General features: G+C 42.3%; 16 protein-coding genes and 1 other annotated feature. Of the genes, 15 read left to right on the forward strand and 1 reads right to left on the reverse strand.

What is annotated here, in order from left to right; translation table 11 throughout:
- Nucleotides 1-2: 2 nt before the first annotated feature.
- From DQM55_RS04410 to DQM55_RS04445, 8 genes are all read left to right on the forward strand, one after another.
- A complete protein-coding gene (locus tag DQM55_RS04410; protein WP_111675591.1) occupies nucleotides 3-1,250 on the forward strand; it encodes a glycosyltransferase family 4 protein in 1,248 nt (415 codons plus the stop codon).
- A 113-nt stretch (nucleotides 1,251-1,363) separates the two neighbouring features.
- On the forward strand, nucleotides 1,364-2,512 hold the full coding sequence (cps2T, locus tag DQM55_RS04415; protein ID WP_111675592.1) for a beta 1-4 rhamnosyltransferase Cps2T: 1,149 nt from the start codon (nucleotides 1,364-1,366) through the stop codon (nucleotides 2,510-2,512).
- Nucleotides 2,509-3,444 (forward strand): glycosyltransferase family 2 protein, encoded by a 936-nt coding sequence (locus tag DQM55_RS04420; RefSeq protein WP_002914802.1) that lies wholly within the window; start codon nucleotides 2,509-2,511, stop codon nucleotides 3,442-3,444. Before cps2T ends, DQM55_RS04420 begins: the two co-directional genes overlap by 4 nt.
- 5 nt (nucleotides 3,445-3,449) lie before the next feature.
- Entirely contained in the window at nucleotides 3,450-4,256 is an 807-nt protein-coding gene (locus DQM55_RS04425; RefSeq protein WP_002895024.1) for an ABC transporter permease, read from the forward strand.
- Complete coding sequence (locus DQM55_RS04430; RefSeq protein WP_002895026.1) at nucleotides 4,256-5,461, forward strand: ABC transporter ATP-binding protein; 1,206 nt, start codon at nucleotides 4,256-4,258, stop codon at nucleotides 5,459-5,461. The genes DQM55_RS04425 and DQM55_RS04430 overlap by 1 nt, the downstream gene beginning before the upstream one ends.
- A gap of 16 nt (nucleotides 5,462-5,477) precedes the next feature.
- Nucleotides 5,478-7,148, forward strand: coding sequence for a rhamnan synthesis F family protein (locus DQM55_RS04435; protein WP_111675593.1), 1,671 nt, complete (start codon nucleotides 5,478-5,480; stop codon nucleotides 7,146-7,148).
- A gap of 56 nt (nucleotides 7,149-7,204) precedes the next feature.
- Complete coding sequence (locus tag DQM55_RS04440; RefSeq protein WP_172454715.1) at nucleotides 7,205-9,673, forward strand: LTA synthase family protein; 2,469 nt, start codon at nucleotides 7,205-7,207, stop codon at nucleotides 9,671-9,673.
- Between the two features lie 79 nt (nucleotides 9,674-9,752).
- Nucleotides 9,753-10,241: an EbsA family protein gene (locus DQM55_RS04445; protein WP_002900006.1), complete on the forward strand. Its 489-nt coding sequence runs from the start codon at nucleotides 9,753-9,755 to the stop codon at nucleotides 10,239-10,241.
- On the opposite strand, the gene DQM55_RS04450 is transcribed toward DQM55_RS04445, so the two are convergent.
- Entirely contained in the window at nucleotides 10,238-10,435 is a 198-nt protein-coding gene (locus tag DQM55_RS04450; RefSeq protein ID WP_295345912.1) for a ferredoxin, read from the reverse strand. The two genes, DQM55_RS04445 and DQM55_RS04450, sit on opposite strands and share 4 nt — an antisense overlap.
- Nucleotides 10,436-10,480: 45 nt before the next feature.
- Here DQM55_RS04450 and DQM55_RS04455 point away from each other — a divergent pair, with 45 nt between their 5' ends.
- The 7 genes from DQM55_RS04455 (at nucleotide 10,481) to metK (ending at nucleotide 15,041) form a co-directional block, all read left to right on the forward strand.
- A complete protein-coding gene (locus tag DQM55_RS04455; RefSeq protein WP_002897255.1) occupies nucleotides 10,481-10,918 on the forward strand; it encodes an SAG1386/EF1546 family surface-associated protein in 438 nt (145 codons plus the stop codon).
- Between the two features lie 9 nt (nucleotides 10,919-10,927).
- Nucleotides 10,928-11,605, forward strand: coding sequence for a (d)CMP kinase (gene cmk, locus DQM55_RS04460; RefSeq protein WP_002909356.1), 678 nt, complete (start codon nucleotides 10,928-10,930; stop codon nucleotides 11,603-11,605).
- Between the two features lie 26 nt (nucleotides 11,606-11,631).
- Nucleotides 11,632-11,762: a sequence feature (ribosomal protein L20 leader region), on the forward strand.
- 16 nt (nucleotides 11,763-11,778) lie between these two features.
- On the forward strand, nucleotides 11,779-12,309 hold the full coding sequence (infC, locus tag DQM55_RS04465; RefSeq protein WP_002895037.1) for a translation initiation factor IF-3: 531 nt from the start codon (nucleotides 11,779-11,781) through the stop codon (nucleotides 12,307-12,309).
- Nucleotides 12,310-12,342: 33 nt separating this feature from the next.
- Nucleotides 12,343-12,543 (forward strand): 50S ribosomal protein L35, encoded by a 201-nt coding sequence (rpmI, locus tag DQM55_RS04470; protein ID WP_002895038.1) that lies wholly within the window; start codon nucleotides 12,343-12,345, stop codon nucleotides 12,541-12,543.
- Nucleotides 12,544-12,587: 44 nt separating this feature from the next.
- Complete coding sequence (gene rplT / locus DQM55_RS04475) at nucleotides 12,588-12,947, forward strand: 50S ribosomal protein L20 (RefSeq protein ID WP_000124830.1); 360 nt, start codon at nucleotides 12,588-12,590, stop codon at nucleotides 12,945-12,947.
- Nucleotides 12,948-13,165: 218 nt separating this feature from the next.
- Nucleotides 13,166-13,633 carry a deoxycytidylate deaminase gene (locus DQM55_RS04480; RefSeq protein ID WP_002895042.1) on the forward strand — a complete coding sequence of 156 codons (468 nt, stop codon included), beginning with the start codon at nucleotides 13,166-13,168 and terminating at the stop codon, nucleotides 13,631-13,633.
- Nucleotides 13,634-13,850: 217 nt separating this feature from the next.
- Nucleotides 13,851-15,041, forward strand: coding sequence for a methionine adenosyltransferase (gene metK, locus DQM55_RS04485; RefSeq protein WP_111675595.1), 1,191 nt, complete (start codon nucleotides 13,851-13,853; stop codon nucleotides 15,039-15,041).
- Nucleotides 15,042-15,143 lie beyond the last annotated feature (102 nt).

Raw genomic sequence — 15,143 nt, forward strand, 5'->3', positions numbered from 1 at the left:
CTATGAAAAAAAAGATATTATTCATTTCGCCGACTGGAACGCTGGATAATGGAGCTGAAATCTCTATTGTCAATTTGATGGAATACTTGGTCCAGACGGGCCATCAGGTTATCAATGCGATTCCGGATTATCATGTAGCCGTTCAGCAGGACTATATATCCAGCTTGGCTGCCTTGGCTATTGAGACTATAGCCTTGCCGTCAGTTAAATGGTGGTGGGAGGATGCGCCTGGTGGCCTGCCAGATAGTCCTGAGACTAGAGCTCGGTCATATCAGGATAATACCTCAGCGCTCAGAAAGATACTAACGGAGCGAAAGATTGATTTGGTTATTACCAATACGGTCAATATGTTTCAAGGTGCAGTGGCAGCGGCCTGCGAGGATGTTCCGCATTTCTGGCTGATTCATGAATTTCCTGACGGAGAGTTTGGCTACTATAAGGAAAAGCTGGATTTTATCAGTGATTATTCACAGGAAATATTTGCAGTTAGAGGTGCCTTGCAGAGACAGTTACAGGAGCTGCTGCCAGACAGAAAAGTCTTGTCTTTTGCCCCTTTTACGAAAATTCATCCTACTGATACAGGAGAAAGGGATAGAGCCGAAAGGCGTATCGTGTCTGTTGGACGTTTGACAGAGCGGAAGAATCAATTAGAATTGATAAAAGCCTATAACCAGCTATCTCAGCCAAAACCGGCTTTGGTTTTTATTGGTGCCTGGGATGAGGAGTACAAGAAAAAATGCGATACTTATATCTCTGAACACCAGGTCAAAAATATTAGTTTCTTGGGGCACAAGGACAATCCTTGGGCAGAGGTGACGGCAGCAGACCTAGCGGTATTTCCGTCTGCAATGGAAACCTTTGGCTTAGTCTATATTGAAGCGATTATGAATGGCCTTCCGACCATTTTGTCGGACAATCCTGGTCATCTATCCGCCTATGAAATCTTTGAAGAAGGTCAGCTCTATTCATCTGGCAATATCGAGGAGTTGGCTGATAAGATAAACATTGCCTTGGCAAACTTTGAGAGATTAAAAGACCAGTCGGTGGCCAATCTTGACAAGATTCAAGAGCGTTACACAGTTCAGAGTGTTTACCAAACCTTATTGGATAAGATTGAAAACACTGAAATGTACCAGGTTAACTCCTTGCGTCATGTCAAATGCTTATTGGATACAAATTTACCTTCTCAACCAGCCAGCTCTTTCTTACGCAAAGTGAAAAATAAGCTGCTTTCTGGTAGAAGAGGTTAAAGAAAGAAAAGGACAAGTGTAGCCGTGGCTCTACCTGTCCTTTTTGTATTATACAAACACACTAGAAAGTGGTATAATAGAATGGATTGTAAAATCTTGAATTGAGGGAAATCATGAAACATGTCTTCATCATTGGGAGTCGGGGACTTCCTGCCAAATATGGAGGATTTGAAACCTTTGTCGAAAAATTGACAGAGCATCAAATCTCTTCTCAAATCCAGTATCATGTGGCTTGCTTATCAGATGATGAAGCTTTTCATCATTTTGACTACAAGGGAGTTGACTGTTTTACAGTCAAGCCACCTAAGCTTGGCCCAGCCCGCGTAATTGCCTATGATATGATGGCTGTCTCCTATGCCCTCAAGTTTGCTAAAAAAGAGCGGATTGAACAGCCTATTTTCTATATTCTTGGAAATACGATTGGTGCTTTTATCTTTCCCTTTGCTCGTCGTATCCATCAGGCAGGCGGTAAATTCTTTATCAATCCTGACGGGTTGGAGTGGAAGCGGGCCAAATGGTCTAAGCCAGTTCAAGCCTATCTCAAGTATTCTGAAAAGGTCATGACTAAGCATGCAGACTTGGTTATTGCGGATAATCAAGGCATCGAAAGCTATATTCAAAAAGCTTATCCTTGGTCTACAACGACCTGTATAGCTTATGGAACCGACCTTTATCTGTCCAATCTGACGGAAAACGAAGGCAAGGTCAGGGTCTTCTTTGAAAAGTGGACCAGTAAGGAAAAAGACTATTACCTGATTGTCGGACGCTTTGTTCCGGAAAACAACTATGAAACCATCATTCAAGAATTCATGAAATCCAAGACCCAACGTGATTTGCTGATTATCTGCAATCATGAGGGCAATCCCTATTTTGAAGAGCTCAAGCAGAAAACAGGCTTTGACCGTGATTCTCGCATTAAGTTTGTCGGGACGGTTTATGATCAGAATCTGCTCAAATATATCCGTAATCATGCTTTTGCGTACATACATGGCCACGAGGTTGGTGGGACCAATCCGGGACTCTTGGAAGCACTGGCTCAGACAGATGCCAATTTGGTGCTGAATGTGGACTTTAACCGTAAGGTAGCAAAAGAAACGGCTCTCTACTGGAAAAAAGAACCCGGCCAGCTGGCCCAGCTGATTGATCGAGTAGATGCTCAAACAGATTTTACGGAGCTAGGTCAAGCCGCCAAAGAAAATATGAAAGAAAACTACACCTGGGAAAAAATTGTGGGTGAATACGAGGATTTATTTTTATCATGAAAGTGACCATTCTTCTGTCCACCTATAATGGGGAGCAGTTTCTGTCCGAGCAGATTAAGAGTATCCAAGAGCAGACATACAGGGATTGGCAGCTGCTGATTCGTGATGATGGCTCTACAGATGGGACGCGGGCAGTCATCGAGGACTTTTGCCGCAAGGATGACCGCATTGCCTTTATCAATCGGGAAAATCCACAAAATCTAGGTGTCATTCAAAGTTTTCATAGCCTGCTTCAGTACCAAGATTCGGATTTCTATCTCTTTAGCGACCAAGATGACGTTTGGCTGCCAGACAAGATTGCCATGCAATTGGCTGAGGCAGACAAATATGATAGCAGTCAGCCCTTACTGGTTTATACTGACTTGAAGGTCGTGGATCAAGAGCTACAGGTTGTTCATGAAAGTATGATTCGCACTCAGTCAGATCACGCTAATACAGAACTAGTCCAAGAGTTGACGGAGAATACAGTGACGGGTGGTGTTTCTATGATAAATCGCGCCTTGGCTCAACTTTGGACTGGGAAGGAAGAGCATGAACTGCTCATGCACGACTGGTATCTGGGCTTGCTGGCTGCGGCTTTTGGAACGTTGGTCTATATTGACAAGCCGGGTGAGCTCTATCGGCAGCATTCGAATAATGTGTTGGGAGCTCGAACGCTCAGAAAACGCGTAAAAAACTGGGTGCGTCCCCATGTTCTTTTTGCTAAATATTGGAAATTGATAAAAGACAGTCAGACTCAGGCTAGAAATTTGCTGGTCCTGCCGCTGACTGCTGAAAATAGAGAGTTAATTGAGAACTTTGTGACCATTATGGAGGCGCCTTTTAAGGAGCGCTGGCGCAGGATTCGCCAGTATGGCTACCGTAAAAACCGTGCTTTTCATACCCTTGTTTTTACGAGCCTCATTCTCACAAAGTTTGCTTATAAGGAGTAATATTCATGGATTTTTTTAGTAAAAAAAATCGTATTCTTTTGAAAGAATTAATCAAGACGGATTTTAAGTTGCGTTATCAAGGGTCTTTGGTCGGTTATCTTTGGTCGATTTTGAAGCCATTGATGATGTTTACTATCATGTATCTGGTCTTTGTCCGCTTTTTGCGCTTTGATGACGGAACGCCCCACTATACAGTAGGACTCTTGCTGGGGATGGTCTTCTGGTCTTTCTTTACCGAAGCCACCAATATGGGCATGCTTTCCATCGTTTCTCGGGGAGATTTGCTTCGTAAATTAAACTTTCCCAAGCATACCATTGTCATTTCATCGGTTCTTGGAGCGGCAATCAATTTTCTGATTAATCTGGTCGTTGTTTTCCTTTTCGCCTTGATCAATCAGGTGGAATTCGGCTTGCATACGCTAGTGATTATTCCTCTTTTTCTGGAGGTATTGGTCTTGGCAATGGGCTGTGCCCTCATGCTGTCTTCCTTGTTTGTGAAGTATCGGGATATTGGACCGATTTGGGAAGTGGCTCTTCAAGCAGGAATGTATGCTAGTCCTATTATTTACTCTCTGACCTTTCTTTTGCAGCGGAAGCAATTCTTTGTCGCTAAAATTATGATGCTCAATCCGATTGCTCAGATGCTGCAGGATATGCGCCATTTCATCGTTTCTCCTGTCAATGTTAGAGGCTGGGATATCGTGAATAACAAACTAATCGCCCTCATTCCTTACTTGATTCCTTTTGTGATATTGGCTCTAGGTTTGTTCTTCTTTAATAAAAATGCTAAGAGATTTGCGGAGATTTTATAATGTCAAATAATATTGCAGTAAAAGTCGACCATGTAAGTAAATTCTTTCGATTGCCTACTGAGGCTACTCAGAGTTTGAGAACCAGTCTGGTCAATCGTTTTAAGGGGATCAAAGGCTACAAAGAACAGCATGTTTTGAAAGATATTTCCTTTGAGGTCGAAAAAGGTGACTTCTACGGGATTGTTGGCCGCAATGGATCTGGTAAGTCCACCCTCCTGAAAATTATCTCTGAGATTTATATTCCGGAGAAGGGCAAGGTAACTATTGATGGTAAGTTGGTTTCCTTTATCGAACTGGGTGTTGGTTTCAATCCAGAACTAACTGGCCGCGAAAATGTCTATATGAATGGTGCCATGCTGGGATTCTCAACAGAAGAAGTAGATGCCATGTACGATGATATCGTGGAGTTTGCTGAGTTGGGAGAGTTTATGAACCAAAAGCTCAAGAACTACTCCAGCGGTATGCAGGTGCGTTTGGCCTTTTCTGTGGCCATCAAGGCTCAGGGTGATATTCTGATTTTGGACGAGGTCTTGGCTGTTGGGGACGAAGCCTTTCAGCGTAAGTGTAATGACTACTTCAAAGATCGCAAGGAGTCAGGTAAGACGACCATTCTGGTGACCCATGACATGGGAGCTGTTAAAAAATATTGTAATAAGGCCGTCTTGATTGAAAATGGCTTGGTCAAGGCTATCGGCAATCCAGATGATGTGGCCAACCAGTATAGTCTGGACAATGCGACTGAAACAAAAGCCATGAACGAAGGATTCCAGGTTGAGAATGCGGCAGTTTCTGATTTGAAGGTTAAGCTCTTGCATTCGCCTCAGATTTCACCTGAACAAGAGATTGAATTTGAAATTTCTTATCAGGTAAATCAAGACCTACCGACCTATGTTTCCTTTTCTCTGACAGATATCGATCGAACCATCTGGCTTTATAATGATAATTCCATGGATCAGCCGACAGAAGGACCTGGACAGAAGCGCTTGACTTACAAGTGCCATGTGTCACAGATAAATAACGCTAAGTTAAAGCTGCAGGTTTCAGTGCGGGATCAGGAAGAACAAATTCTAGCCTTCGCAGACTCTCAGAACAACCCAGTTATCTTAATCAATCGTCAGGATATTAAGGATGATGATGTCTCTGCTAAGGATTCTGCCACTGGCTTAATCCAGCGTAATGGCAGTTGGAAGATTTCTCAATCATAAAGAATAAGGTATTTTCATGGAACGAATATTACTCTATGTTCATTTCAATAAATGCAATCATATAAGCGGTCATGTCTTCTATCAATTGAAGCAGCTAAAGCCGCTTTTTTCTAAGATTCTTTTTATTTCAAATAGTCCTTTGAGCAATGAGGACAAATGCCGGCTGAGAGAAGACTTGGGAATTTCTGACTTGCTTGAGCGTGATAATCGAGGCTTTGATTTTGCAGCCTGGCGTGACGGTATGAACTGGCTGGGTTTTGACACTTTGCAGAACTCAGACTCTCTGACTCTCATGAACGACACTTGCTTCGGGCCTCTATGGGATTTATCAACGATTTATCAGCGCTTTGAAGAGGATTCGCAAGCAGATTTTTGGGGAATGACTAATTTTCGCAAGACCAGATACTTTGAAGAACACCTGCAGAGCTACTTTGTCACCTTTAAGCAGTCAGTTCTTAAAGACAAGGCTTTCCGAGAATTTTGGTCGCAGGTAGAAGATTTTGCTGACGTTCAAGATGTGATAGACCATTACGAGACTAGGTTTACCAAGCGTTTTGTAGAGGCAGGATTCAGATATCAATCTCTCCTTGATACCCGTCAGGAAGAAGCAGGAGAATTGGTTCATCCAGACTTTTCATACTATAAGCCACTTAGGATTTTGGAAGCAAAGGTTCCTTTTCTAAAGGTGAAGGCTCTCGTGGGTAATCCTTTTTTAGCTAGGTATTTGCTGGAAGAACTTGAAACCAACTCATCCTATCCAACTTCGCTTATTAGGGAACACCTTTTCTATCATTTTGGTCCTGACCTTCCTTGTTTGCTACAGGACAAGTATTCGTCTCAGGCAACTTCGAACTATCGGGCTGATCAGCCTGTCCTCCTGCATATTCATGTAACGGATTTTCCTATTTTTCAGCACTATCAGGACAAGCTATTCTCTCTGTCATCTCAGTATCAGTATTTAGTGACTGTAGCGCAGCCAGAAATGCTGAAACAGCTGCAGACAGCGCTGGCACATCTGGGCGATAAAGTTCAGCTTGTCCTAAGTCAGGCATCGCATGCCTGGCTTGCCATGCTAGACCAGAAGGAAATTCTGCAAGACTATGCTTATATCGGCCATCTATCTACTCATCGATTGGTAGAGAATCAGGCGGTTTTTGACCAGACCATGCGCTCTGATTTGATAAATATGATGGTTGATTATGCAGATGCAAGCATAGAAGCGTTGGAGCAGGAGTCTGCTGTAGGGCTGGTTATTCCGGATTTACCGCGCCTAGTCAGGGATGGCTTGTTTGAGTCAGAACCGCCGCGTCCAAGGCTGGCTGCTGTCTGGCAGGAAGTCGGTTTACATAAGTCTTTTGACTTTATGACCACCCCTTCTCTGACGAGAGTCTATGGCGGCTTCTTATGGTTCAAAAATTCTGCTTTGGCTAGTTTGTTCCAGATGAAGAGTTTAGAAAGCTTGCCATCCTCTGAGCAGGAGTTTTCAGATGTTTTAGAGCATTTATTAGTTTATATAGCTTGGGACAGTCATTATGATTTCAAGATTATGCCCTTATCTTCCCTCCCCTCTTTACTGGACTGGCAGAGGAAAAAGGCAGAATTGACCGAGCAAAAAGAAAAATTAAGTCAGAAAAATTTATCTCAAAAGATTAGAAATCGTTTGTCAAATCTTTTAAAGAAAAAGTGAGATTCTTAATTCACAAAAATCTCGCTAGAGAATATAACTATTTACCAGAAAGAAAAATGAAATTTTTACTCAACCACTATAAGCAGTTCTCATACCTGCTGATTAGTTTTTTACTGTTAGATATAGTCGCTGTTACGATGGTTTTATTGTTGGAGGAAGGCGAAGATTTGCGGAATTATCCAGCCTTGTGGCTGGCCTTTCTGATGCTGCTCCCTCTTTTGTTTTGCTTGGGTAAGCTTTTGTCTCAGCTCTTCAGCAAAAGATTCTTCGTATGGTCAGCTATTATTTACGCTCTCTATACAGGATTTTCTTACTTACTGACAGTAACTCAGCACGTCAATGATTTTGAGTTCAAAGCAGAACGGGTTTTCAGCAATCATTTTTGGCAGTTTAACTCCCTGCCTGGCTTGCTTTTGATTTTCTTATTTGCGTATATTTTTATCCATTTTCCAAAGCTTAAAAAACGCTTCCCAGGTAAGTTCTTGCAAGTTACTAAGAAAAATAGAGAGGTACTGGAAAATCTTTTTCTATCCCAACTCTTCCTATTTCTTGCTTTGATGGACGATAAGATGCCGGAATTGCTACACCACCAAAGCTATTTAGTGAATTTCCTTGAGGAAGGCAAGTTGGAAATAACGCAGAACTTTGTGCTAACTTTCCTCTGCCTAATCGCACTTATCTTTATCCTGCTTTCTTTCCCCAGCTTTCTAGCTGTTAAGGGATTGCGCGATCTCGCTCAGAATAAAGCCAGTGTTTCTGTTGCTTTTGTGTTGAGTGCAGTGTTTGCTCTTGTCTTTAACTATACAATCCAAAATAGTATCCGAGGAGATGTGATTGTTTTGGATCAGTATCTTTTCACTGGAGCCAGTCTCTTTCAGATCATCGTTTTTTTCATGATTTTTATGGCTCTTTACCTGATTTTCAATCATTTTCTTCTGCCAACCATGCTGATAACAGCGCTAGTAGTGGTTGCTACCATAGCCAGCAGTCTGAAATTCCAGTATCGCCAAGAGCCAATATTGCCTAGTGATATGGTCTGGCTGAGAAATCCTAAGACCCTCTTTGACTTTCTCGGAGGCAATTATGGATTTTATGCTATCTTGGGACTAGTTGCTTTAGGCGCTCTCTACTGGTATTTGCGCAAGAAAATCTTGCCAGGAAGGCTCATTACCGTTCTTAAATACCAGCTCCTCTTGCTAGTCCTGCCTCTGGTCTTTTTCTTGGGAGTCATGGATATATTTGCCACTAAAAAGAATGGCAAAATAGTAGAGAATATTCCAGTTATTTCGGTCTTAAATAATTACCATGACCTGACTTGGATGGGAAATACTGTCAATTCACAGCTGCGCTCCCTTTCTTTTGTCTGGTTTTCACAGATGTCGGATACAACCATGATTGAGCCACGTGGCTATTCTAAGGAAAAGATTCAAGAGATAGAAAAAAAGTATAAGAATGTTGCGGAAGCTATTAACAAAGAACGCCAGAATAAAATCGAAGATCAAACGGTAATTTATCTTCTGAGTGAAAGTTTTTCTGATCCAGCGCGGGTTGACAGCGTTACCATGTCTGAGAATCCAATTCCTTATATTCAGGAAGTTAAAACTCGCACCACCAGTGGACTTATGAAGTCAGACGGCTATGGTGGAGGAACGGCCAACATGGAATTTCAGACCCTGACAGGTTTGCCTTTTTATAATCTGTCTCCATCTATTTCGGTTCTCTATACTGAAATTGTCCCGAGGATGAATAGATTTCCTTCCATTAGCGATGCTTATTCATCTAAGAATCGGACAGTAATCCATCTGGCCTCCCCTAGCAATTATGCCAGAAATGTCATTTACCAGGATTTGGGATTTGATACCTTTATTCACTATGGCACTAAAGGCCTGAAAGGTGATAATATAGGTGGTAATTACAGCGATCAAACGACTTATAATCAAGTCTTGGAGCATTTGAATGGCAAGCAGGGGCAATTTTTCTCTGTCATGACCATGCAGAATCACATGCCTTGGAGTGAGCCCAATCCTGTCTACATGTCTGCCAGCTATCCTGACTTTAGCAAGGAAGGGAACGAATCTCTTTCCAGCTATGTCAGAATGCTTTACCATACAGATCAGGCCACCAAGGAGTTTTTGGAGAAGCTTTCAAAGGTAGATAAAAAGGTAACGGTCGTCTTTTATGGCGATCATCTGCCTGGTCTCTATCCTCAGTCAGCCTTTAAAGAAGATCCAGAAAGCCAATATCTGACAGATTATTTCGTTTGGAGCAATTATGAAACTCCTAAACTTGATTATCCAAGAGTTAATTCTAGCGATTTCTCCGCTCTCTTACTGGAGCAGACAAATTCCAAAGTATCACCTTACTATGCTTTATTGACAGAAGTATTGCATAAGGCCAGCGTGGATAAAAAGGAATTGGACGAAGAAGCTCAAGAAATAGCAGATGATTTGAAACTGATTGAGTATGATATGGTCAGAGGAAAGGGCTACTTGTCTGATAGCTTCTTTAAGACAGCAAAATCATAAATAAAAAAATAGAATAGGCAAGTCTACCTGTTCTATTTTTTCTTAATTTATGCTAAACTAGTAGTATGGGGGTGTGAGCATGATAAAGATTTTCGGTAAGGTTCGCTATCACTGGCAGCCAGATGTAGCTATCCTGATAATATATTGGTCTTTATCGGTCATTCCGATTTTTGTTGGCCTGGCTTTGATGTATGAAAGCTCACGAGTGCCGACTCTTGTTCTGTTTTCTTTCTTCTTGTTCATGGTTTTGTTGGGAATGGGAGTCCATCGTTATTTTACCATTTATGACGATGGAACCTTGCGAATTATCACAGCCAATCCCTTTACTCCGATAAAGGTCAAGATTTCAGATATTGAAAAAGTCGAAGTGACTAAGACGTCAATTACCTTATATTTTAAAGGGCAGAACCGCAGCCGGAGTTTTTGTATGCGCAAGTGGCCTAAGAAATATTTTGTCAATGCCCTAGCCCTTAATGAGCATTTTAAGGGTGAGGTAGAATTAGTAGATAATTTTACCCATATTGACTATTTTGAAGCTTACTATGGCAGTCAGTCCAAAAAATCCTAGTCTTTCAAAAGAGCTCGGGTTGGGCAGTTTTTGATGGCTTCCACGACATCGGGATCCTCAGCGATTTCCTTTTCTAGGAGCTGGTCGTCCTGGTAAAATTTGACGATGCCATTGTCATGATAGTCAAAAAGATCTGAGTAGGTTTGACAGAGCCCACAGGCAATGCACCGTTCGGGAATGAGTGTTACTTTCATACCCATATTGTAATAAGATTTTAAGAAAAACTCAAGGAGGAAGTCATGGAAAAAGAACCATGGGAAGAAGATGTATACGATAACGGAGAAGATAAGTTGAAACGAACTAAGAAGTTTAGCGCCTTGAATGCAGACCGCTTGTTGACCATATTAACCATTATTTTCTGTATTTTAGTGGTTGCGGTGGTGTGCTTCCTGACCTATCTGTCTACTGGAGGAAGTAATAGACAAACCCAAATGGAAGGTTTCTACGGCACTTCAGCAGCAAGTTCCAGCAGTGAAGCGTCTTCTACAGCAGAACAGCCAGCGGCAAATACCACAGAATCATCTGAAGGAACTTTGACTGTCCAGCCTGGTGAAGGTGAGGCAGCCATTGCAGCGCGTGCAGGTATTTCTATTGCCAAGCTTGAACAGCTTAACCCTTCTCATATGTCCACTGGTTCTTGGTATGCCAATCCAGGTGACGTTGTGAAGATTGAGTAGGAGCCAGCTATGAAACAGATTCAAATTGCGATTGACGGTCCTGCTTCCAGTGGAAAATCGACTGTTGCCAAGATTATTGCCAAGGACTTTGGCTATACTTATTTAGATACAGGAGCCATGTACCGAGCTGCAACCTATCTGGCTCTGCGGCATCATCTGACAGAAGCAGATGCCACTGAAATTGTAGACTTGCTCAATAATCATTCGGTCAGTTTTGGCCGAGCAGAAGATGGCGAGCAGCTAGTCTTTGTCGGCGATGTGGATGTGACTCACCCTATTCGGGAAAATGAAGTTACTAATAATGTTTCCTGGGTATCAGCCATTCCTCAAGTTCGTGAGAAACTGGTGGCCTTGCAGCAGCAAATTGCAGCTCAGGGAGGGATTGTCATGGATGGCCGTGATATTGGAACGGTTGTCTTGCCTCAGGCTGAGCTCAAGATTTATCTGGTAGCTTCGGTTGATGAAAGAGCTGAGCGCCGATATAAGGAAAATCTATCAAAAGGTATTCCAGCTGATTTGGAGAAACTGAAAGAAGAAATTGCAGAGCGAGATTATAAGGACAGTCATCGCGAGGTTTCGCCATTGAGACCGGCAGACGATGCCATACATTTTGATACCACTGGTGTAGGTATTTCTGAAGTTGTTGCATTTATCGAAGAAAAAGCGAAAAAAATCATTGACAAATAAAATGAAACTTGGTATGATAGTAGAGTTGAGAAAAGCAGAAGTGAGAGCTTCTCGCCTTGCGACTAACGTTGTCTGGCTCTACAGGATTCAGTTTCAGTGATGAAATACTATCATGTAGTGCGGGTTTGCGTTAGCAGGTCCGCACTTGTTTTTCTCTAAAAATAAAAAAAGAGGTGAAAACCATAGCAAAACAAGACTTATTCATCAATGATGAAATTCGTGTGCGTGAAGTTCGCTTGATCGGTCTTGACGGCGAACAATTAGGTATTAAACCACTGAGCGAAGCGCAGTCTCTTGCGGATGAAGCAAATGTCGATTTGGTCCTGATTCAGCCACAAGCTAAACCACCTGTTGCAAAAATTATGGACTACGGTAAGTTCAAATTTGAGTACCAGAAAAAACAAAAAGAACAACGCAAGAAACAAAGTGTTGTTACTGTGAAGGAAGTTCGTCTGAGTCCAACTATTGACAAGGGAGACTTTGACACTAAACTTCGCAACGCACGCAAGTTCCTTGAAAAAGGAAATAAAATAAAGGTATCTATCCGCTTCAAAGGCCGGATGATTACCCACAAAGAAATCGGGGCTAAAGTTTTAGCAGATTTTGCTGAAGCGACTCAAGATGTTGCTATTATTGAGCAAAAGCCTAAGATGGATGGACGTCAGATGTTCATGCAGATGGCGCCAATTCCTGACAAAAAATAGATTGTCAGAAAGATAGAAAAAGGAGAAAACATTATGCCAAAACAAAAAACACACCGCGCATCAGCTAAACGTTTCAAACGTACAGGTTCTGGTGGCTTGAAACGTTTCCGTGCTTACACTTCTCACCGTTTCCACGGAAAGACTAAGAAACAACGCCGTCATCTTCGCAAAGCAGGAATGGTGCATGCAGGAGATTTCAAGCGTATCAAAGCAATGCTTACAGGTCTGAAATAAGAGCTACTGTAACGATTATCTAGGAAATATTGGAGGAAATATAAATGGCACGTGTTAAAGGTGGCGTTGTATCACGCAAACGCCGTAAACGTATTTTAAAATTAGCTAAAGGTTACTATGGAGCAAAACATATCTTGTTCCGTACTGCAAAAGAGCAAGTAATGAACTCTTACTACTATGCATACCGTGACCGTCGTCAGAAAAAACGTGATTTCCGCAAACTTTGGATCACTCGTATCAATGCGGCAGCTCGTTTGAACGGACTTTCATACTCACAATTGATGCATGGTTTGAAATTGGCTGAGATTGAAGTTAACCGTAAAATGTTGGCTGACTTAGCTGTTAACGATGCAGCAGCTTTCACAGCTCTTGCAGATGCAGCTAAAGCTAAGCTTGGTAAATAATTAAAATAAGAACTGAGGATTTCCTTGGTTCTTTTTTGATAACTCTTAATGAAAAGTTTGAAGAGAGAAATAGCCTGCCATGCCACTTATAGTATAGATAAAGGCTTGTTGCTGATAAGATAGCTTTCATGGTAAAGCTAGTTAAAAATAGGAATTTGCGATATAATAGATAAAAACAGACGTATATGTAAATAAAAAATCAGTAGAATGGAGAAATCATGTCAGAGAATCGTTTAGCTTGGGACCAGTATTTTGCGGCTCAGGCTCTCTTAATCGCTAATCGCTCAACCTGCAAGCGAGCAAAGGTTGGCGCTGTATTGGTTAAGGACAATAAGGTTATTTCAACTGGTTACAATGGCTCAGTTTCAGGGACTGAGCACTGTATTGACCATGAATGCTTGGTCATTGATGGTCACTGCGTACGGACCTTGCATGCTGAGGTCAATGCCATCTTGCAGGGAGCCGAGCGGGGCGTTCCCAAGGGCTTTACGGCTTATGTGACTCATTTTCCCTGTCTCAACTGTACCAAGCAACTGCTTCAGGTCGGCTGCAAGCGGGTAGTCTACATCAACCAATATCGGATAGATGACTATGCTCAGTATCTATACAAAGAAAAAGAAGTAGAGCTGGTTCATTTGCCGCTGGATGATGTCAAGAAGGCCATTGCTCAAACGGATTTGGTTTAGTGTACTTTAATTTTTTAAGATTAGTAGTCTTCTTATTCGAAGTAAATCTAAATAATAAAGCTATAGTTTTCGTCTATAGCTTTTTCTATTAAAAAAATTCTGAATTTTTTAGCGAAAAGTGGTATAATGAAGAAGTTATATAGTCCCGATAAGGTGGTAGTTTTTTCTATCAGTACTTTGTAACTCTATAACAATTTATTTAAGGGGGGACATTTCTATGTCAGAACGTAAACTTTTCACGTCTGAGTCTGTATCGGAGGGGCATCCTGATAAGATTGCAGACCAAATTTCCGATGCTATTTTGGATGCTGTCTTGAGTCAGGATCCAGATGCCCATGTGGCTGCTGAAACAGCCGTTTATACGGGCTCGGTTCATGTTTTTGGTGAGATTTCGACCACAGCTTATGTAGATATTAACCGTGTGGTTCGTGATACCATTGCAGAGATTGGCTACACCAATACAGAGTATGGATTTTCAGCTGAGACAGTCGGTGTGCATCCGTCTTTGGTGGAGCAGTCACCAGATATCGCTCAAGGTGTCAATGAAGCCTTGGAGGTTCGTGGGAATGCGAACCAAGATCCATTGGACTTGATTGGTGCTGGAGACCAGGGGCTTATGTTTGGCTTTGCAGTGGATGAAACGCCAGAGCTCATGCCGCTTCCTATCTCGCTTAGTCACAAGCTAGTCCGTCGATTGGCAGAGTTGCGCAAATCAGGAGAGATTGCCTATCTGCGTCCAGATGCCAAGTCTCAGGTGACCGTTGAGTATGATGAAAATGACCAGCCAGTGCACGTGGATACGGTAGTTATTTCGACCCAGCATGACCCAGAAGTGACCAATGAAGAGATTCATCGTGATGTGATTGAAAAGGTAATTAAAGCAGTTATTCCAGCCCAATATTTGGATGATAAGACGAAATTCTTCATCAATCCAACAGGTCGCTTTGTAATTGGCGGCCCGCAAGGTGACTCTGGCTTGACTGGACGTAAGATTATTGTGGATACTTACGGCGGTTATGCTCGTCACGGTGGCGGTGCCTTCTCTGGTAAGGATGCAACCAAGGTCGACCGCTCAGCTTCATACGCAGCTCGCTACATCGCTAAAAACATCGTGGCGGCTGGACTGGCCAAGAAAGCAGAAGTACAGTTAGCCTATGCCATTGGTGTGGCTCAGCCGGTTTCTGTACGCATCGATACTTTTGGCACTGGTACTGTTGCAGAAAGCAAATTGCAGGAAGCGGTTCGTCAGATTTTTGATTTGCGTCCGGCCGGCATCATTCAAATGCTGGATCTGAAACGCCCAATCTATCGTCAGACAGCAGCTTATGGCCACATGGGTAGGACAGACATTGACCTGCCTTGGGAAAAGTTGGATAAGGTAGAGGCATTGAAAGCATCAGTGCAGTAAGAAGACAGTTCTCAATCGTAATGGTTGAGAGCTTTTTTATATAGGTAATATTTGCAAGGCAAGCAGTCTAGCCTTGCGCTTCTCTCATTCCTGGTAATACTG

The sequence above is a fragment of the Streptococcus sanguinis genome (assembly GCF_900475275.1).
In the GTDB taxonomy this organism is placed as follows: domain Bacteria; phylum Bacillota; class Bacilli; order Lactobacillales; family Streptococcaceae; genus Streptococcus; species Streptococcus sanguinis_N.